The organism is Saccharopolyspora sp. NPDC000359 (genome assembly GCF_040300525.1).
GTDB lineage: Bacteria > Actinomycetota > Actinomycetes > Mycobacteriales > Pseudonocardiaceae > Saccharopolyspora.
In genome coordinates this window covers 1-17,980 of the sequence record NZ_JBEPDU010000084.1, presented here as the reverse complement: position 1 = coordinate 17,980, position 17,980 = coordinate 1, and the positions used below count along the sequence as shown (strand labels likewise).

Genomic DNA, 17,980 nt, shown 5'->3' with positions numbered 1-17,980 from the left:
CGCGGCGACCGGCAGCGGGTGCGCCGACAGCGGCGCGCACACCCAGCTGGACCCGGCGTGCTCGACGTCGTGGAAGATGCTGCTGAGGCGCTCCTGCAGGAGCACCGGATCGGTCGGGGCGGGCATGGCCTCACCCCTCGGCGTCGCCGAAGCGGAGGCTGGACAGCGCCACCCCGTCGTAGCGCCACCACCGCTCGGTCGACAGGTCCAGGATCCAGGCGTCCTGGTCGCGCAGGACCAACCCGACCCGCAGCGCCCGGTGCCGGAACGTCGCTTCGTCGATGGAGCCGTTCTCCAGCTCGTCGAGCAGGGCACGGTAGTCCGCCATCGCCTTGCCGAGCGCTGGCGGGATGTCGACCTCGCCAGCGCCACCGGTCCGGTGCCGGAAGTTCATGGAGCCACCCCCCAGAGGCACGTGCACGTCCGTCCACGCGACCCCAGAATGGCCCGACCAGTGGCCGAGCGAAAGTCCAACCGGTGGGGTAACCCCTGATCAGGCGCGCTTGGTGACCCGGTCAGCGAGCCACTGGACCGACTCGCTGACCGCCGCCTCCAGCGGGCCGCGGCGGAAGAAGCGCCGCCAGGCCAGCGGGAACAGGACGGCGAAGACCAGGAACAACTCGGGCATGAAGGTGCAGATGAACGCCACCACGCCCTCGGGCACGTGGCCGTCGCGCGGGAACGCGGGCATGCCCGGCAGGTCGGGCAGGTCCGGGCCCATGGCCGACAGCTGCGCCAGCGGTTCCGGCACCCCGCTCAGCGCGTACCCGCCGACGACGATCAGCCAGGCCATCGCCGCCGCGTGCAGGGCGTACAGCGTCAGCGCCATCGACCCGGCGGTGGCCAGCGGCCTGAGGAACCGGCCCGCCCGGTCGGCTAGCACCAAGCACAGCGCCAGCACCACCACCGAGATGCCGCCGGAGTTGAGCAGCTCGAAGGTGGTGCCGCTGTGCGAGGTGGTGGCCAGCAGCCAGTGCGGGTGCTCCACCGGCACGGTGCCCTCGGTGGGCTGCGGCGGTTGCCCGCCGACGGCCTCCAGCAGCCACTCGGACACCCGCCACGAGGCGATCGCCACGGCCAGGCCCACGGCCGCCAGCCAGCACCGGACCTTCGTCGACCGCAGGTCCATGCGCCCGACGGCCATGCCGAGCAGCACCAGCGGCAGGTAGGAGGCCGCCGGGTAGAAGCCGAGCAGCAGCAGGTCGAAGACCCCGGCCTCGGCGACCAGGTGGCCCGGGTCGACCGCGTTGACCGCCGTGACCAGCCAGGACATCGGCGTGTCCCCGGCGGTCCAGGTGCGCAGCACGAACGACAGCTGTGGTCCCACCGCGGCCGCGATCGCCGCCGCGATCAGCAGACCGCGGGCCCGCAGCCGGACGAACGGCACCGCGAGCAGGAAGTACAGCCCGTAGTACGGGATGATCACGGTGAGCAGGAAGCCGGTCGCCTCGGTGGCCTTGGCCAGCACGATGCCCAGCACCAGCAGCAGCAACGCGCGGAAGGTGATCTTGAGCCGGACCTGCCGCAGGGCGTCGCCGGTCGGGGCAGTGGTGCGCCCGGACAGCAGCGCCAGCGACACCCCGGCCAGCAGCGTGAACAGCGCGGTGGACCGACCGCTGGAGAACTGCGCGACCCACACCTCCGGCAGGCCGTTCAGGAACGGCACCCCGAAGTGGATGCAGAACATGCCGAACACGGCGAAGAACCGGGCGACGTCAACCCCGACCAGTCGGCCGGTGCGTGGTTGCGTCCGGGCCGCGCTCGTCGATCCGGGCGCAACAGCAGTCATGACTTCCAGCGGGTCCATGGGCGCTTTTCGAACAACGTTACCCGGCTGGTAACGAGCCACTGCACCGCCCGTTGCGCCCAAGAGGCCGGGCTCACACCAGCCATGCGGCGGTACCCGGCGGCAGGTCCTCGCCCTGCAGCGGGCGCGAGGAGAGCAGCAGCTCACCCGGCGGCAGCGGCACCGGGGCCGGTGAGGTGTTCAGCGCGCAGATCAGGCTGGTGCCCACCCGGCGGAAGGCGAAGCAGTCCTCGGGCGCGCCGAACCACTCCACCTCGTCCCCGGTGAACGCCGGGTGGCTGCTCCGGGTCTCCAGCGCGTGCCGGTAGAGGGAGAGCGTGGAGCGCTCGTCCTCCAGCTGCGCCTCCACGGTGAAGGCGGCCCACTCCGCCGGGATCGCCGGCCAGTCGCCAGCGGCCTGGGAGAACCCGAACGGCGGACGGTCGCCCTCCCACGGCATCGGGATCCGCTCGGTGCCCGGCAGCCCCAGTTCCTCGCCGTGCCGCAGGCACACCGCCCCGGGCAGCGCCAGCTGCACCAGGGCCATCGAGCGGACCGGGGTCAGCGCGGCGTCGTCCCGGCTGCGCCGGGTGTCGCGGCTGGCCATCGCCCACGCGGTGCGCGGGCCGGGGGCGGTCAGCGCGCTGGTGATGACCTCGCGCAGCGGACCGGCGGCGAACCCTGCGATCGCCAGGTCCAGGTTGAACGACAGGTGCCAGTCACCGGTCCCGATCACCACGCGGTCCGGGTAGGACTCCAGCACCGACCGCACCGCGCCGGTCGGGTCCTCGCGCGGGGCGAGGTGGAACCCGTCCGCGCCGTGCGCCAGCCAGGGCTCGAGCACCGCGGCGGGGTCGCCGCGCGCCGGGTCCACGTCGAGCGCGAGCATCACCCGCATCCCGGCGCCGTGTGCCTCGGCCAGCAACTCGGCGAAGTCCGCCGACGCCGGGTCCAGCCCGGCGGCACCGGCCAGCACGACGGCGTCGACCCCGAGCAGCTCCAGGTAGCCGAACCGGTCGCGCAGGCCCGCGAGGTCGCCGACACCGTCACCGTCGCCATCGGCGAAGGCACCGACGTCGACCTGGTAGCACACCGCGTCCCACCACCACGGCCGCTCGCCGTGGACCGGCCCCGCTCCCGCCGCCCGCATCACCGGATCCTCCACTCGAAGCCCTCCACCGGCACCGCTCCTTCGCAGCGGTGCCGCCGCTCGGCCACGCCCGCCGCTGGCGCCGGCGCCGGGGTCCCGCGCTGGGCAGGGCGAGCACGGGAACCGTCCCGCGTCAGAACCAGGAGTTGACCATGCTCTGGGCGGCCATCTCCATGTACTGCCAGAGCTCGTCGCGGTGCTGCGGCGAGAGCGCCGCCTCGTCGACCGCGATCCGCATGCAGCGCAACCAGGCGTCCCGCTCGGCCGGACCGATCTTGAACGGGGCGTGCCGCATCCGCAACCGAGGGTGCCCGCGCCGGTCCGAGTAGGTGTGCGGGCCGCCCCAGTACTGGATCAGGAACAGCCGCAACCGCTCCTCCGCCGGCCCCAGGTCCTCCTCGGGGTAGAGCGGGCGCAACAGCTCGTCCTTGGCCACCTCCTCGTAGAACCGGGCCACGATGCGATGGAAGGTCGGTTCGCCGCCGACCTGCTCGTAGAAGCTCGTTGCGGAAGTCACGGCGTCCATCCTCTCAGGAGCGACCCCGGTGGTGTCACGGCTGCACCGGACTCGTCGGCGGCAGTGGCCTGCCGTACGGGTACGGCGGCTCGATGTCCTCCTCGTCGTAGGCCCGCTTGATCTCCGCCCGCAGGCGTCGCTGCACCGACCACTGGCGGCCGGGCCGGACCTTGACCGTCAGCCGCAGCGTCACGGTGTCGGCGGTGATCTTGTCCACGCCCAGCATCTCCGGCGGGTCCAGGACGTCCTTGGACAGCGGCTCGCGACTGGTGGCGTCGGTGGCCACCTTGGTGGCGACCGTGATCGCCTTCTCCACGTCGCTGGTGTGCGAGATCGGGAAGTCCACCACGGCGAACGCGAAGCCCTGGCTGGAGTTGCCGACCCGCAGGATCTCGCCGTTGCGGACGTACCAGACGGTGCCGTTGATGTCGCGCAGCGTGGTCACGCGCAGGCCGACGGCCTCCACGGTGCCGGTGGCCTCGCCGAGGTCAACCACGTCGCCGACCCCGTACTGGTCCTCGACCAGCATGAACATGCCGGACAGGAAGTCGCGCACCAGGTTCTGGGCGCCGAAGGCGACCGCGACACCGAGCACACCGGCCGAGGCCAGCACCGGCGCCACCTGGATGCTCAGCTCCTGCAGCACGTAGATCGCGGCCAGGCCGAAGATCACCAGCGAGGCGGTCGACTTGAGCACCGAGCCGATGGTGCGGGCGCGCTGCTGGCGCCGCTCCGAGAGCAGTTCGGCCGTCAGCGCGTCAGTGCGCTTCTCCCGCAGCGGGTTCAGCAGCTTCGGGGGCTTGCCGTTGCCGCGGGTCAGCCGGTTGATCGTGCGGTGCACCAGCCAGCGCAGGATGAACGCGACGATCAGGATGATCGCGATGTGCAGCGGTTTCGCGATGAGCAGTTCGGAGTACGAGGCCAACCACTCGTTGCCGGTCCAGTTGAAGATGGTGTTGCACCAGCCGGGTTCGTTGACACACTCCGGTTGGGTCAAAAGCGGCAGTTCCATGGGTTCGGGGGTTCTCCATGCTGTCGTTCAAGATCCCGCGGCGTGTTCCGCACCGCCGCGCGCGCGAACCGCACCGCCCCGAGCATCGTGCGCGCCCCGCCGCGCACGAGACTCGACCTCCTCGGCTGCTGGACCGAGTTCGGGGCTCAGTCCAAGGTCAGCCCGGTGGCCTCCGCGAGGAAGGCGAGCTGGTCGGTCGCCAGACCCACAGTACGGGAGACCGAGCGCGCGGCATGCCCCACCTCGGTCTCGCGGCGCAGCAGAACCGGACGTTTCGCCGGGTCCGAGCTGGTGGCGTGCTGCAACGCCGCGCACATTTTGCGGGCGTGATTCGGGTCAACCCGGGAGTCCGACTCGAAGACCGTGAACAGCACCGACGGGTAGTCGGTCTGCTCGACCACGTTGTGGTAGGGCGAGTAGGACAGCAGCCAGCCCAGCTCCTCCGGGTCCTCGGCGGTGCCGTACTCGTCGTTCCAGGTGCGGCCCAGCAGGAACTGCTCGTAGCGGACCATGTCCAGCAGCGGCGCCGAGCACACCACGGCCCGGTAGAGGTCCGGGCGCTGGGTCAGCGCCGCGCCGACCAGCAGGCCGCCGTTGGACCCGCCGGAGATCGCCAGCTGGTCCGAGGTGGTCCAGCCCTCGTCGACCAGGTGCTGCGCGGCGGCGTGGAAGTCGTCGAAGGTGTGCTGCTTCTGCTCGCGCATCCCGGCTTCGTGCCACTCCTCGCCCTCCTCGCCGCCACCGCGCAGCGACGGCAGCGCCCACACGCCACCGGCGGCCACCCAGGCCAGCGCGGACGGGGTGTAGCCGGGCTCGCGGGACAGCGAGAACCCGCCGTAGCCGGTCATGAACACCGGGCGCGGGCGGTCCGGCTCGGCCGCCGGGCTGAGCAGGAACATCCGCACCGGGGTGCCGTCCAGCGACCGGTAGGTGACCTGCTGGGTGTGCACCGCGGGCAGCTCCACGGCGCCCGGCGCGCGCTGCTCCAGCGCGACCTGCCCGGTGCGGTGCGAGTAGGCGTGCACGCAGGGCGGGGTGGCGAAGTCGGTCCAGCCGATCCACAGCCGGTCCCGGTCGTGGTCGGTGTCCTCGTCTACCGAGGTCAGCGCGGTCACCTGGCCGGTGCCGGGCAGCGGCACCTCGCCGGTCCGGCGCCCGGTGGCCGGGTCGTGCAACGTCATTTCCGACACTGCGTGCCGGGTGCGCAGCACCACCAGTTGCGGGTCGCCGTCCCCGGTGTCGAACCAGCGCACCGCCTCCAGCACCGAGTCCGGCTGCTCGGCGATCAGCTCCACCCAGTGCTCCGGCTCCGGCCGCTGCGGGTCGGCCACGCACAGCCGCCAGCGCGGCGCGTCCAGCGTCGTCATCACGTACAACCGGCCGTCGCGTTCGACCCAGGCGCCGACGCGGAAGCCGTCCGAGGTGTCCACAACCTGCTTCAGCTCGGGCACCGCACCGCCCGCGGCCAGGTCGGCGATCCACACCGAGTCCCGCCGCGCGGTGCCGGGGCTGCCCTCGACCACCAGCCAGCGGCCGTCCCGGGACACCCGGGTGCCGTAGTAGTAGGTCGGGTCCAGGCCCTCGCCGTGCACCAGCAGGTCCTCGGCGTCCGGGTCGGTGCCCACCCGGTGCCGCCACACCCGGCGGTGGAACTGCTCCTCGCCGTCGGGCACCAGCTCCGGCGCGAGCCGCCGGATGTAGAAGTACTCCTCGCCGCCGGGCAGCCAGGAGATCGTCGAGTAGCGGCAGCGGTCGATCGGGCCCTCGACCAGCTCGCCGGTGGCCACGTCCAGCACGTGCAGCAGCGACTCCTCGTCGCCGCCGACCGAGACCTGGTACGCCAGCCGGTCGCCCTCCAAGCTTGGCGACCAGCTGTCCAGCGTGGTCAGCCCGGACGGGTCCAGCGCCGCGACGTCGAGCAGCACCCGCTCGCTGCCGTCGCGCTCGCGCACCAGCAGCACCGGGAACTCCTGGTCGGGCTCGCGGCGGGTGAAGAACGCGCGCCCACCGCGCCACGCGGGGGCCGACACCGAACCAGCGGCCAACAGCGAGCGCATCCGCTCGGCGACGGCCTCCCGGCCCGGCAGCGCGTCCAGCCAGGTGCGGGCGAGCTGGTCCTGTGCCGCCGACCACGCCTCGGTGCGCGGGTCGGCCGGGTCCTCCAACCACCGGTAGGGATCGGCCACCTGGTGGCCGTGCAGGTCCTCGACGATGTCGTCGCGATCGGGGGTGGGGTAGCGCAGCTGGGCTCGAGCGTCGGTCACGTCCGCGACGATACGTGCCCTGGGCACCGGGGAGTTGATCTCGGCATGCTGGATTCACCGGAATCGAGCACCCGGGGGCGAGCTCCGTTGCCGGAGGAGGTGTTGATCGAGAATGATTGTGTCTTTCACCGCCGCACCGGCGCGGCGTGTCGAATCACACGTGCGTTCGGACGGGGTTCTGTGCTGAACTTTGGCCGACACCGGTGGAGGTGGTCGCGTGCCTGACCGACAACCGACCCGACAACCGGCGCTGAAGGCGACCAGCCTCGCGTCGCGGGCCCCGCTGTGCCCGCCGAGCCGTGGCGCCACGCCGCAGCTCGACCGCCCTCCCGGTCACGCGCCGTCCTGGCGCAAGCGTCGGGTCCTGCTGCTCAACACCACGTTCGAACCGCTGACAGCGCTCCCGCTGCGCCGCGCGATCGTGCTGCTGGTCTGCGGCAAGGCCGAAGTCGTGCACGGTGACTCGGCCGGCATGGTGCTGCACTCGGCGAGCGCTGCCGTCGAAGTCCCGTCCGTGATCCGGCTGAGCAACTTCGTGCGAGTCCCGTACCGCGGCCGGACCCCGTTGACCCGCGCGGCGCTGATGCTGCGGGACAACCACCGGTGCGTGTACTGCGGTGCTCGCGCCGAAACGATAGATCATGTCGTGCCGCGCAGTCGCGGCGGCCCCCACACGTGGGAGAACTGCGTCGCCTGCTGCACCAAGTGCAACCACCGGAAGGCGGACAAGACGCTGAGCGAGCTGGGCTGGCGCCTGCCGGTGGCGCCGCGCGCGCCGCGGGGACGGCACTGGCGGCTGCTGGCCGGGCTGTCCGAGACGGACCCGCTCTGGTTGCCGTACCTGGGCGAACCAGCGGCCTGAGGCACCGGTGACGACCGGGCCGTGACGCGGTGCGAACTGCGCCACGCCCGGTCAGCTGATCCGGACGCCGCGCTGCGCGCTGATCCGGACGCCGTGCTCGGCACTGATGCGCACGCCCTGGCGCCCGCTGATGCGCACTCCGCTCCTACCGCTGATGCGCACGCCGCGCTGGCTGCTGATGCGCACCCCGCGGTTCTGGCCGCTGATGCGGACACCCTGCTGGCCGCTGATGCGCACACCCTGCTGCCCGCTGATCCGCACGCCCTGCTGACGCCCGCTGATGCGAGCACCGTGCTGGCAGCTGATGCGCACGCCGCGCTGGCCGCTGATCCGGACTCCGCTCCGGCCGCTGATGCGGACTCCCTGCTCGCCGCTGATCCGCACGCCCTGCTGGCTGCTGATCCGCACGCCCTGCTGGCTGCTGATGCGGACTCCCTGCTGCCCGCTGATGCGAACTCCCTGCTGCCCGCTGATTCGGACGCCGCGCTGGCCGCTGATCCGGACACCCCGGTGTCCGGAGATCCGCACGCCGCGCTGGCTGCGGGTGTCCTGCTGTCGATCGCTGATCCGCACACCCTCGGCGAGGCCGCTGATGCGCACCCCGCGGTGCTGGCCGCTGATGCGGACGCCGTGTTCGCGCAGTGTTCGGCGCGCGGTCAGAAGAGTGAGGGCGCTGCTCTGAGTGGCGGTTTCGAAGATCGACATTGTGTGCCTCCCGCATTCAAATGAGGTTTTGAGCGCGTGTGATCAAATATGCAAGACCCATACAGGTGAAAAACTATGATCAGAGATCCCCTGGAACAAGCCGCCAAGTCGCCGCGCATTGCAACCGTCTGGTTGGACTCCATTCGGTGGCACTGATTAACCCGAACGAGTTACTTTAAGTGAGTTAAGACACCCTTGACTAGTAACCCGGGGTAGTTTTTCGGCTGCTCAAGTGGTCTCAACCAGTGCAAACCCGGATGTGGACGCGCGAACCCCCACTTCGCGGCGGCCTGTCCCGCGGCGGGTGCGCGGGTGCGCCGGGGCGTGATCGACGACGCCGATCATGCGCCGCACGAGGTCGTGGCGCATCGAGCGGTGGTCATCGGATACCGTACTGGCGTGACTGTCGTGGAGACTGTGCTCGCTCTGGCGGTGATCCCAACGGCCATCTACGGCCTGATCGTGCTCATCACGATGTGGCCGAGGCTCACCCGCCCGCGTTACCGCGCCGGGCAGAAGTGGGACTTCGCGCCGGTGTTGTGGGTGGCCAACCCGGCCGGTGTGAACAACGCCGCTCCGATGGCGGACGTGGAATCCGAGGGCGCGCCGGAGGGCGCGCGGCCCAGCACTGCTCGGGGAGGCGCACGTGGCAACTGGTGAGGTCGCGGGGCGGACCGCGGAGGCGCGGGAGCTCGGCACCGGGGAGGCCGTCACGGCCACCGGTCGGCTGTCGATCGCCCGCCGCGTGGAGCCCGATCGCCCGGCGCTGCCGTTCAGCCCCGGCCAGCTCGCCCGGCTCGACGAGGCGTTGACGCTGTCCAGCCGCAGCACCGGGCTGGAGTTCGGCATCTACCTCGGCGACCTCGGCGAGGACACCCGCCAGCAGGCCGAGGAGCTGCACGCCAACATGGGCGAGCGCGCGGCGGACGGCGTGCTGATCGCGGTGTCGCCGGGGCAGCGCAGGTTCGAGATCGTCACCGGCGAGGAGGCGTACCGCCGGATCCCGGACCGCAGCTGCCAGCTGGCCGCGATGAGCATGGTGGCGTCGTTCAAGGAGGGCGAGCTGATCGACGGCCTGATCGGCGCGCTGCGCATGCTCTCCGACGCCGCGGGCACGTCCTACCCGGAGTCCCGAGCGCGCCACTGAGAACCCGCAGCTGTGCCGAACGGCCCGCCCACCCGACCGGGGTGCGCGGGCCGTTCGCGCTGGTGCTCCCGCGTTGCTGGGGCATCGCTCAGAGCAGGCCGAAGCTCTGGAAGTTCTGGAACATCTCGTAGGTCGACGAGGTGGTGCCGACCGCGCCGGAGCGCCGCGCCTGCTCGCCGTACTGCTGCTGGAGCTGCTGGCTGCTGAACACGATCACCGGGGTGTCCACGCCGAGGTCGCGGAGCTCGCGCAGCAGGGCGAGCCCGGCGTCCGGTCGCCACCGGCCGTTCTCCTTGCGGCCCATGTCCTCCACGACCAGCCGGTAGGGGCGCTGGGAGAGCTCGGCCAGCGCCGCGTCGGTGGTGGTGACCATGGTGACCCGCACCCCGTTGTCGCGGAGCTGCTCGGCCAGGATCGCGTGCGCCTGCGGCTTCTCGGCTACCCAGAGCACCGCGAAGGGCTCCGGGCCCACCGGCTCCCGCACCGGCGGCATCTCGCCGTGCCCGTTGCCGTTGCCGGACGGTTCGCCGTCGAGGACCAGCTCGCCGTGCCCGTCGGTGGGGAAGTCCGGCACGTCGGGCAGGGCGGGGACCGGGGTGGCGGTCATCGCCGGTTCCCCGGCGGCGCGGGTGCGGTCGCGCTCGGCCAGCTCCCTGGTGAGCGCGCTGAGCTGGCGCTGCAGGTCCTGGATCATCTCGTTCTGCTGGTCGTTGACCTGGTGCATGGTGAGCTTCTGGCCGCCGATCTCGAACTCCAGCTCGCGCTTCTCGGCGGTGCGCAGGACCCGGCCGATGGCGCGCCGGAACACGACGATCGCCAGCAGCGCCATCAGCGGCCACATCAACTCGGCGACCGCGGAGATCAGCTCGGGCATCACCGCTCCCACCCCTCACACCCCGCTGACCACTCGGGCCTGACGCGTTGCACCTGCGTGATTACGATGCGTGCCCGAGGTGCGCCTCGCAAAGGCCCAGGCGCCAACCTCGCCCGGCCGAGTGGTCGACGACGCGATCGCCTCCGGAACGAGGCGAGGGGCGCCTCCGACCGGGCCGGTCGGAGGCGCCCCTCAGCGGGAGCAGGTCAGGAGCGGTCGAACTCCCGGGCCGCCAGGGCGCGCACGATTCCCGCGCGGCCCTCCGAGACCAGGCGGCGCAGCGCCGGGGCGTGGTCACCGCCCAGCCAGGCGTCCGCCGCCGAGACCGTCTCGTCGGCCACCGCCCACGACGGGAACAGGCCGATCACCGTCGGCTGCGCGCGCTCGCTGGAGCGGCGCTGCCAGACCTCGTCGATCTCCTCGAAGTAGCGCCGCACGTACGAGGTCAGCAGCTCGCGCTGGGCCGGGTGCTGGAAGCCCGCGATGATCGCGTCGCTGACCGCGTTCGGCAGCTGGTCGTCGTGCACCGCCCGCTGCCACGCCTTCTCCTTGGACTCCGGCGTCGGGATCAGCGCCCGGGCCCGCTCCGCGCGGCGGCGACCGGTCGCGGTCTGGTCCTGCGCCAGCTCCGCGTCGATCTCGGCCTCCCCGGCCGCGCCGTGCGCGACCAGCGCCTGCAGCAGCGCCCAGCGCAGGTCGGTGTCCACGGTCAGGCCGGGCAGCGGGGCCGACCCGTCCAGCCAGCCGCGCAGCTCGCCGAGCTGCGCGTCGGACAGCACCGACCCGGCCAGCGAGTTGACGAACGCCAGCTGGTGGTCCGAGCCGGGCTCGGCGGCGCGGGCCAGCTCGAAGAGCCGGGAGCTGAACCGGCGCCAGCCCTCCGCCTGCCACGACAGGTCCACGTAGGACGCCAGCGCGGTCTGGGTCTGCAGCAGGACCCGCTGCACGACGCCGATCTGGCTCTCCGCGCCGATGCCGCCCTCGGCGGAGGCACCCAGCACCAGGGTCACGAAGTCGCGCGCCTTCAGCTCGGCCTCGCGGGTCATCTCCCACGCGGTGGACCAGCACAGCGCGCGCGGCAGCGACTCGTCGATGTCGCCGATCCGGTCGATCAGCGTCGCCAGCGAGTCGGGGTCGAAGCGCAGCGAGCAGTAGGTCAGGTCGTCGTCGTTGACCAGCACCAGCTTGCCGCGGTGCACACCGACCAGGTCCGGCACCTCGGTGACCTCACCGGTCACGTCGAGCTCGACGCGGTGCTCGCGCACCAGCTTGCCGCCCTCGTCGTCGTAGATGCCGATGGCCAACCGGTGCGTGCGCAGCTCACCGGCACCGGGCCGGGCCCCGTTCTGCACCACCGAGAACGAGGTGAACCGGCCCTCGTCGTCGGTGCTGAACCGCGGCCGCAGCATGTTCAGGCCGGTGGTCTCCAGCCACTGCGCGCTCCACCACGACAGGTCGCGGCCGGAGGCCTCCTCCAGCGCCCTGAGCAGGTCGTCGAGGGTGGCGTTGCCCCAGGCGTGCCGGTCGAAGTAGACCCGCAGCCCGGCCAGGAAGTTCTCCAGCCCGACGTAGGCCACCAGCTGCTTGAGCACCGAGGCACCCTTGGCGTAGGTGATGCCGTCGAAGTTGACCTCCACGGCCTGCAGGTCCGGAATGTCGGCGGCCACCGGGTGGGTGGAGGGCAGCTGGTCCTGCCGGTAGGCCCAGGACTTCTCCACGCTGGCGAAGGTCGTCCACGCGTGGTCGTACTGGGTGCCGCCGACCTGCGCGAGCACGCTGGCCCAGGTGGCGAACGACTCGTTGAGCCACAGGTCGTTCCACCAGCGCATGGTCACCAGGTCGCCGAACCACATGTGCGCCATCTCGTGCAGCACCGTCTCGCAGCGCCGCTCGTAGAGGTAGCCGGTGACCTTCGACCGGAAGACGTAGTCCTCCAGGAACGTCACGCAGCCGGCGTTCTCCATCGCACCGGCGTTGAACTCCGGCACGAAGCACTGGTCGTACTTGCCGAACGGATAGGGGACCCCGAACGCCTTGTGGTAGAAGCTGAAGCCCTGCTTGGTCTCGGTGAACAGCCGCTCCGCGTCGAGGTGCTCGGCCAGCGAGGCGCGGCAGTAGATGCCCAGCGGGATCTCGCCCTGGCCGTCCTCGCCGGGGAAGACGTCGCGCCACTCGGCGTAGGGCCCGGCCACCAGCGCGACCAGGTAGGTCGACATCTTCTCGGTGGTGGCGAAGCTGTGCCGCCGGACGCCCTCACCCGCGTCGGTGACCTCGGCGGTGGCGTTGGAGATGACCTTCCACGAGGCCGGGGCGTCCACCGTGATCCGGTAGGTCGCCTTCAGGTCCGGCTGGTCGAAGCAGGTGAACATCCGCTTGGCGTCGGCAGTTTCGAACTGGCTGTAGAGGTAGACGCCGCCGTCGACCGGGTCGATGAACCGGTGCAGGCCCTCGCCGGTGTTGGTGTAGGCGCAGTCGGCACGCACCACGAGCTCGTTCTCGGCGGCCAGGTCGGGCAGCCGGATGCCGGTGGACTCGTCGTAGTCGGAGACGTCGAGCTCGACGCCGTTGAGCACGGCGCTGCGCACCCGGTCGGCGACCAGGTCGATCCAGCTGTCGACCCCCGCCTGGGTGGTGCGGAACCGCACCGTGGTGGTGGAACCGAACGTCTCCACGTCCGGCCCACCCGCGCCCGCGGACAGATCCAGTTCGATGTCGTAGGACTGGACCTCCAGCAGCGCCGCGCGCTGCTCGGCCTGTTCGCGGGTGAGGTTCGGCGGGGCCACGGATCACCTCGTTGCTCGTCGGGACTGGTTGGTCCAGGTTCGCCCGGCGGCGACCTGGCGCAGGAATCAAATCACGTCCGCGCACGGGCGCGCGCCCCGGCGTGCGCCAGGCGCGGGCGCTCGGCGTGTCGGGAAGATAATCGACCTCACCGGGGTTGGTGCTCACAGCGGGTCGTGCCCGAACGTTGCCCGCGATCGAATCTTTGAGCACCTGGAGGCTGCATGACTGCCACCGCACGCCCCCGCGTCGACTTCTACTTCGACCCGGCCTGCCCGTTCGCCTGGGTGTCCTCGCGCTGGATCCTCGAGGTCGAGAAGGAGCGCGACATCGACCTGCACTTCCGGGTGATGAGTCTGGCAGTGCTCAACGAGGGCCGCGACCTGCCGGACGACTACCGCGAGCTGCTGGACAAGGCGTGGGGCCCGGTGCGGGTGGCCATCGCCGCGGCCAAGCACCACGGCGACGAGGTGCTGGCGCCGCTCTACACGGCGATGGGGACCCGCCTGCACGACCGGGGGGAGAAGGACTTCGAGCAGGTCGTCCGCGACTCGCTGGCGGAGGTGGGGCTGCCCGCGTCGCTGGCCGAGGCGGCCACCAGCACCGACTACGACGAGGAGCTGTGGGCCAGCCACCACGCGGGCATGGACCCGGTCGGCGACGAGGTCGGGACGCCGACGATCCACGTCGACGGGGTGGCCTTCTTCGGGCCGGTCATCACCCGCATCCCGCGCGGTGAGGACGCGGTGAAGCTGTTCGACGGGGCGGTGGCGATGGCCAGCTACCCGTACTTCTTCGAGCTGAAGCGCAGCCGCACCGAGTCGCCCCGCTTCGACTGAGTTTTCCCGGTGTTCCCAGACGGTGTTCCGGTCCACCGGAGCGGGAGCGCCGGGCGTGGCAGGTGTGACGCCTGCGGTGCTGGGGAGGGATGGTGGCGGCGCGAGTACGGCCGCCACGGCCTTGCGGAGTTCCTCGCGGCCAGGCCGTCCCAGCGCTGGCTACGATCGGCGGTGTGACCCGCGACCTACACCCGTGGCCGAGGACGGAGGCCGAAGCCGTCGCGATCCAGGAGCGGCTGCGGTCGGCGGTCCGCGTCGAGGACCCGCCGCAGATCCGCACGGCGGCGGGGTTGGACGTGGCGTACCGCGACGCGGACGAGGTCGTCGCCGTGGTGACCGTCCTGGACGTGGCGACGTTGTCCGTTGTGGACAGTTCGGTGGTGCGGGGGGAGGCGGGATTCCCCTACGTCCCGGGCCTGTTCGCGTTCCGCGAGGCGCCGCCGCTGCTCACCGCGCTGGACGAGCTGTCGGTGCGGCCGGACGTGCTGGTGTGCGACGGCCAGGGCTTGGCGCACCCGCGCCGCTTCGGCCTGGCCTGCCACCTGGGTGTGCTGACCGGCCTCCCGAGCATCGGGGTCGGCAAGACCGCGATGGGCCGCTGCGAACCGCCGGGCGAGGAACGGGGCGACTGGTCGCCACTGCACCTGGACGGTGAAGTCGTCGGCCGAGCCCTGCGCACGCAGCGCGGCGTGAAGCCGGTGTTCGTCTCGGTCGGCCACCGCTTCACCCTCGACGCGGCCTGCGACCTGGTCCTGCGCCTGGCCCCGGAGTACCGCCTCCCAGAAACCACCCGCACCGCCGACCACCTCGGCCGGGTGCAGGACTGACCGGGCTGCTCCTGGGTGGAGCTCTCCGCGGGTGCCTGCCACGGCGGCTCCCAGGAGATCAGCTGACGATCGGTCCGCTCGTATCGTTTCGTGAGCGGCGGTGGTGGTTTGCGCGACCATCGCCACTCACGACCCCACGCAACCGCCTCGTGAGACGTTCGCGCTCGTCGTTGAAGCTCCGCGATCGAGCAACGCACCGTGCGCAGCTTCGCGAGGATGACGTTGAACTCGTCGCTGAGGCCACCTCGAGGCTCGACCCATCGTCCATGATCACGGTCAGCGCCAGGTCCTGCACCGGCGCCGTCATCTTGCTCACCAGGTCGATGCGCAGCCAGCCCTCCTCCGGCCGGTGGCTGGCCAGCTCCGACCGAGCTGCAGCGGAGAGATCATGTCGAGTTCCTCGGCGACGGCGGGTGCGGGGCTGAGCGCCGGGGCGGATGCTCGGCGCCGGTTCAGACGGCGGAGCGGCGGCGGACGTCGACGGTTGAGGCGGGCACCTCGGACGCCGCGGTCGGAGGTCTGTCAGGCCCCCGCGAGGCGCTGGCGGAACCAGTCAGGCGTGTGCTGGTCGTCCCGGGGGAAGAGCTCCTGCTCCTTGGCGAAGGCTTCGGCCGGGGGGTTCCACGGGGGCTCGTTGTCCCGGTTGTACAGGACTTCGTAGGTGTTGGGCGGGCTGATGCGGAACAAGGACGTGTACCAGGTCCCGAGCCCTTCCTGGTACATGCCGACCCGCAGTCGCCAGAAGAGCTCGTCGACCGCTGCCGGGGGTTCCCAGGAAACCTGGTCGCCGTTCGAGTCGCGCACGCCGACCCGCACCTCCACGTGGCGCCCGACGGAGAGGTACTCCAGGGCGATCAGCTGCCAGTTCGCCGGGGCGGCGGCGGTCACCACCTCGGCCAGCTCGTCGAGTAGTTCCTTCTGCTCCTCCGGTCCCAGACCGCCGCGCTCCGCCATCGATGTCCTCCCGTGTCCGTCAAGGTCGTCGCCGCTGCTCGAGCCCGTGTTCCGGCAAACCCTACCGGCTGGTCCAGCACAGGTCAGGCGTCCCCGGTGCCCGCCTCGCGCTGCTGGAAGTCGCGCTCCATCGCGGCGCCTGCCGCCAGGCGTTCGCGCAACCAGTCCGGGATGTACTGGTCGTCGCGGGGAAATCGCTCCTGGTCCAAGGTGAACACGGTTGGGGCCACCGGCGGTCGCCAGTGCGGGTCGTCGGTGTAGTTGAACCGGTACTGCGGACTTCCGCCGCGTTGGACACCGAGGTGCAGCGAGAACCAAGTACCGCGTCCGGGCTCGAACATGACCGCCCGGAGGGCTTTGAGCCGACCAGTGGTGCCGTCTGGGGGAGGCATGAGCAGCGGCGAGCCGGACAGCACCGAACCGCTCACCTCCGCCTGGCAGATCGTGCTGCTCGCGCGGAAGTCCAGCTGGATCTCCGCCCAGTCGGAGGGTGCGTTCGCCAGCAGTGAGTCGACGACCTGCTGGCGGATCTCGTCCGCCTCGGGGGCGCTGTTGTCCGGAGGGGTGCTCATTCCTCGTCCTCGCCGTAGTCCTTCCACGGACCGTAGTGGAAGTCCGGGTCCGGGCGGTTGGGGAAGTCCGCTTGCACGTACCGGGTCACCCCGTGCTCGTCGGTCTCCAGCCAACGGTACGTCACCGTGGTCGGGATGCCGTCCGGATCGCGCGGCGCGTGGACCTCGATCCGATCGATGGTGGCGTTGCGCTGGTGGGCGCTGGACAGGTAGTCCTCGAGGTTGCGCCAGGACGCCTCGTTGGTCATGCCTTCCCGGTTGTGCCCGCTGTTGGACGCTGCCATCTGCGGGAACATGTTGATGTACTCGCCGGGCCCGCCAGCTTCGTGCGCGGCCATGTGCCCGCCAGCCCAGTGCCGCTCCGGGTACACGGCCCTGCCCTCGTCACCAGCCCGGTCCTGCGACGACTGGTCGCGGCCGTAGCGGTCGTCGGACAGCGCGCCGGGGGAGTCCTTGTAGTGCGGGGTTCCGGACATCCGTTCGGTCTGGCCGTTCTCGTTGGTGTTGAACGTCCAGTTGTTGTCCACCCGGTAGGCGGCGTTGGGTGCTGGGTAGCGGAGTTCGGGGTTCTTGTGGTTCTTGTACCCGTCCGCGGTGGTGTCGATCTCCGCCCACTTGATCCTGCCGCTGCCGTCGGTGAAGAAGCTGCCTCGACCGGGCACGTCGTACCGGGTGTTGGCGGCCAGCTGCCCCCGCTCCGACAGCGAGCTCAGCGTGGTGCGGGATCCGAGCTTGTTGAGCGGTTTCGGGTTCGACGGGTCTGGAACGGTGATCGGGCTCCTGCCCTCTGGATGACCACCGGGACGGGTGAAGGTCGCGTCGTCCGGGCGGTTCCAGCTGGTGATCGGATCGGGCACCTTCGGACGGCCGCCGCCAGGTGTTCCGTAGTGGTCCGGCGTGTCGGCGGGGTCGAAGGTCTGCAGCACGACGCGCTGCGGCGGCGGGTCGAAGCCGCCGTCCTGGCCGTGCGGATCCTCGTCGCCCCTCGCTTCGGCGTCGTCGGGGTGTTGGCCCGGGTCGGCGCCGTCGCGGGTGGGGTGGAAGCCGTCGTTGCTGGCCGGGGTGCGGGTGCCGTCCGGGTGGTGGGTGTCCCAGCCGCCGTTCGGGGGCCAGCCCGGGCGGCCGTCGGGGCCCATGTCCGAGGCGAAGACGCGGCCGCTGCCGTCGGTCCAGGCCAGGCCGCGCGGGGCCGTCACCGGGACGCCGAGCTCGCGGGACAGGTCGCGGGCCAGTCCGCTGGTCCCCGCGTCGCAGGAGAGCAGGCGGATCGGCTTGCCGTCCCAGTTCGGGTCGCGGCGGAGCATGTCCGCGAACTCCTGCGGGCTGAACGTGCGGTCCCCGACGCGGACGCGGCCGTCGGGCAGGGCGTGCACGTCGACCGTGTGGTGTACGCCGTCGTCGGGCACCCGCTGCGCGAGGTCGCGCATGTTCGGGTCGGTGTGGAACGACGAGCCGCCCGGCGTGGTGTCGCGGTGGGCTTCGGCCTCGTCGATCTGCCGCTGGCGCTCCGGCGTGCCCGGGTCGGCGTCGCCGTCGCGGTGCGGGTCCGGGCGGTCCGGAGCGAAGTCCTTCGGGTGGGTCGGGTCCGATCCGTCCGGACCCTTCGGGTCGTGCGGGCCACCGGTGTCCGGGCGGGCGCCGGGCGCGCGGAAGATGCAGGAACTCATGCCGACCGATGCGCTGGGCGACA

Annotated in this window: 17 protein-coding genes; 5 read left to right on the top strand and 12 right to left on the bottom strand. The window is 71.4% G+C overall.

Annotated features, from left to right (window positions below):
- Positions 1–130: 130 nt before the first annotated feature.
- The 6 genes from ABT324_RS32255 to ABT324_RS32230 form a co-directional block, all read right to left on the bottom strand.
- Complete coding sequence (locus ABT324_RS32255; RefSeq protein WP_351185294.1) at positions 131–394, bottom strand: hypothetical protein; 264 nt, start codon at positions 392–394, stop codon at positions 131–133.
- A gap of 99 nt (positions 395–493) precedes the next feature.
- Positions 494–1,789, bottom strand: coding sequence for a heparan-alpha-glucosaminide N-acetyltransferase domain-containing protein (locus ABT324_RS32250; protein ID WP_351185291.1), 1,296 nt, complete (start codon positions 1,787–1,789; stop codon positions 494–496).
- Between the two features lie 91 nt (positions 1,790–1,880).
- Positions 1,881–2,951, bottom strand: coding sequence for an alpha-amylase family protein (locus ABT324_RS32245; protein WP_351185288.1), 1,071 nt, complete (start codon positions 2,949–2,951; stop codon positions 1,881–1,883).
- Between the two features lie 118 nt (positions 2,952–3,069).
- The gene (locus ABT324_RS32240; protein WP_351185285.1) at positions 3,070–3,462 is read right to left on the bottom strand and encodes a globin; all 393 of its coding nucleotides are present in this window, start codon (positions 3,460–3,462) and stop codon (positions 3,070–3,072) included.
- A gap of 25 nt (positions 3,463–3,487) precedes the next feature.
- Entirely contained in the window at positions 3,488–4,465 is a 978-nt protein-coding gene (locus ABT324_RS32235; RefSeq protein WP_351185282.1) for a mechanosensitive ion channel family protein, read from the bottom strand.
- 146 nt (positions 4,466–4,611) lie between these two features.
- Positions 4,612–6,729, bottom strand: a complete 2,118-nt coding sequence (locus tag ABT324_RS32230) for a prolyl oligopeptidase family serine peptidase (RefSeq protein ID WP_351185280.1) — start codon at positions 6,727–6,729, stop codon at positions 4,612–4,614.
- A gap of 217 nt (positions 6,730–6,946) precedes the next feature.
- On the opposite strand from ABT324_RS32230, the gene ABT324_RS32225 reads away from it, so the two are divergent.
- Positions 6,947–7,591: an HNH endonuclease gene (locus tag ABT324_RS32225; RefSeq protein WP_351185277.1), complete on the top strand. Its 645-nt coding sequence runs from the start codon at positions 6,947–6,949 to the stop codon at positions 7,589–7,591.
- A gap of 51 nt (positions 7,592–7,642) precedes the next feature.
- On the opposite strand, the gene ABT324_RS32220 is transcribed toward ABT324_RS32225, so the two are convergent.
- Positions 7,643–8,296 (bottom strand): hypothetical protein, encoded by a 654-nt coding sequence (locus ABT324_RS32220; RefSeq protein ID WP_351185274.1) that lies wholly within the window; start codon positions 8,294–8,296, stop codon positions 7,643–7,645.
- A gap of 324 nt (positions 8,297–8,620) precedes the next feature.
- Between ABT324_RS32220 and ctaJ the strand changes: the two genes are divergently transcribed.
- A complete protein-coding gene (gene ctaJ / locus ABT324_RS32215) occupies positions 8,621–8,956 on the top strand; it encodes an aa3-type cytochrome oxidase subunit CtaJ (RefSeq protein WP_351185271.1) in 336 nt (111 codons plus the stop codon).
- Entirely contained in the window at positions 8,943–9,443 is a 501-nt protein-coding gene (locus ABT324_RS32210) for a DUF5130 family protein (RefSeq protein ID WP_351185268.1), read from the top strand. The genes ctaJ and ABT324_RS32210 overlap by 14 nt, the downstream gene beginning before the upstream one ends.
- 88 nt (positions 9,444–9,531) lie before the next feature.
- Here the strand turns inward: ABT324_RS32210 and ABT324_RS32205 are convergent, their stop codons facing one another.
- Both ABT324_RS32205 and pepN read right to left on the bottom strand, forming a co-directional pair.
- Entirely contained in the window at positions 9,532–10,317 is a 786-nt protein-coding gene (locus ABT324_RS32205; RefSeq protein WP_351185265.1) for a DNA-binding transcriptional response regulator, read from the bottom strand.
- A 206-nt stretch (positions 10,318–10,523) separates the two neighbouring features.
- The gene (gene pepN / locus ABT324_RS32200) at positions 10,524–13,100 is read right to left on the bottom strand and encodes an aminopeptidase N (protein WP_351185262.1); all 2,577 of its coding nucleotides are present in this window, start codon (positions 13,098–13,100) and stop codon (positions 10,524–10,526) included.
- A gap of 222 nt (positions 13,101–13,322) precedes the next feature.
- On the opposite strand from pepN, the gene ABT324_RS32195 reads away from it, so the two are divergent.
- Entirely contained in the window at positions 13,323–13,937 is a 615-nt protein-coding gene (locus ABT324_RS32195) for a mycothiol-dependent nitroreductase Rv2466c family protein (protein ID WP_351185259.1), read from the top strand.
- A gap of 173 nt (positions 13,938–14,110) precedes the next feature.
- A complete protein-coding gene (locus ABT324_RS32190; RefSeq protein WP_351185256.1) occupies positions 14,111–14,764 on the top strand; it encodes an endonuclease V in 654 nt (217 codons plus the stop codon).
- 522 nt (positions 14,765–15,286) lie between these two features.
- Here the strand turns inward: ABT324_RS32190 and ABT324_RS32185 are convergent.
- From ABT324_RS32185 to ABT324_RS32175, 3 genes are all read right to left on the bottom strand, one after another.
- Complete coding sequence (locus ABT324_RS32185) at positions 15,287–15,718, bottom strand: hypothetical protein (protein ID WP_351185253.1); 432 nt, start codon at positions 15,716–15,718, stop codon at positions 15,287–15,289.
- Positions 15,719–15,801: 83 nt separating this feature from the next.
- A complete protein-coding gene (locus tag ABT324_RS32180) occupies positions 15,802–16,290 on the bottom strand; it encodes a hypothetical protein (protein WP_351185250.1) in 489 nt (162 codons plus the stop codon).
- Positions 16,287–17,980: DUF8616 domain-containing protein (locus ABT324_RS32175; protein ID WP_502949830.1), on the bottom strand; the 1,694-nt coding region annotated here is incomplete at its 5' end. The genes ABT324_RS32180 and ABT324_RS32175, both read right to left, overlap by 4 nt.

Coding starts and splice junctions, on each gene's coding strand:
- ABT324_RS32205 (WP_351185265.1), bottom strand. CDS start 10,317: ATGCCCGAGCTGATCTCCGCGGTCGCCGAGTTGATGTGGCCGCTGATG.
- ABT324_RS32255 (WP_351185294.1), bottom strand. CDS start 394: ATGAACTTCCGGCACCGGACCGGTGGCGCTGGCGAGGTCGACATCCCG.
- ABT324_RS32220 (WP_351185274.1), bottom strand. CDS start 8,296: ATGTCGATCTTCGAAACCGCCACTCAGAGCAGCGCCCTCACTCTTCTG.
- ABT324_RS32250 (WP_351185291.1), bottom strand. CDS start 1,789: ATGACTGCTGTTGCGCCCGGATCGACGAGCGCGGCCCGGACGCAACCA.
- ABT324_RS32180 (WP_351185250.1), bottom strand. CDS start 16,290: ATGAGCACCCCTCCGGACAACAGCGCCCCCGAGGCGGACGAGATCCGC.
- ABT324_RS32240 (WP_351185285.1), bottom strand. CDS start 3,462: ATGGACGCCGTGACTTCCGCAACGAGCTTCTACGAGCAGGTCGGCGGC.
- ABT324_RS32195 (WP_351185259.1), top strand. CDS start 13,323: ATGACTGCCACCGCACGCCCCCGCGTCGACTTCTACTTCGACCCGGCC.
- ABT324_RS32185 (WP_351185253.1), bottom strand. CDS start 15,718: ATGGCGGAGCGCGGCGGTCTGGGACCGGAGGAGCAGAAGGAACTACTC.
- ABT324_RS32235 (WP_351185282.1), bottom strand. CDS start 4,465: ATGGAACTGCCGCTTTTGACCCAACCGGAGTGTGTCAACGAACCCGGC.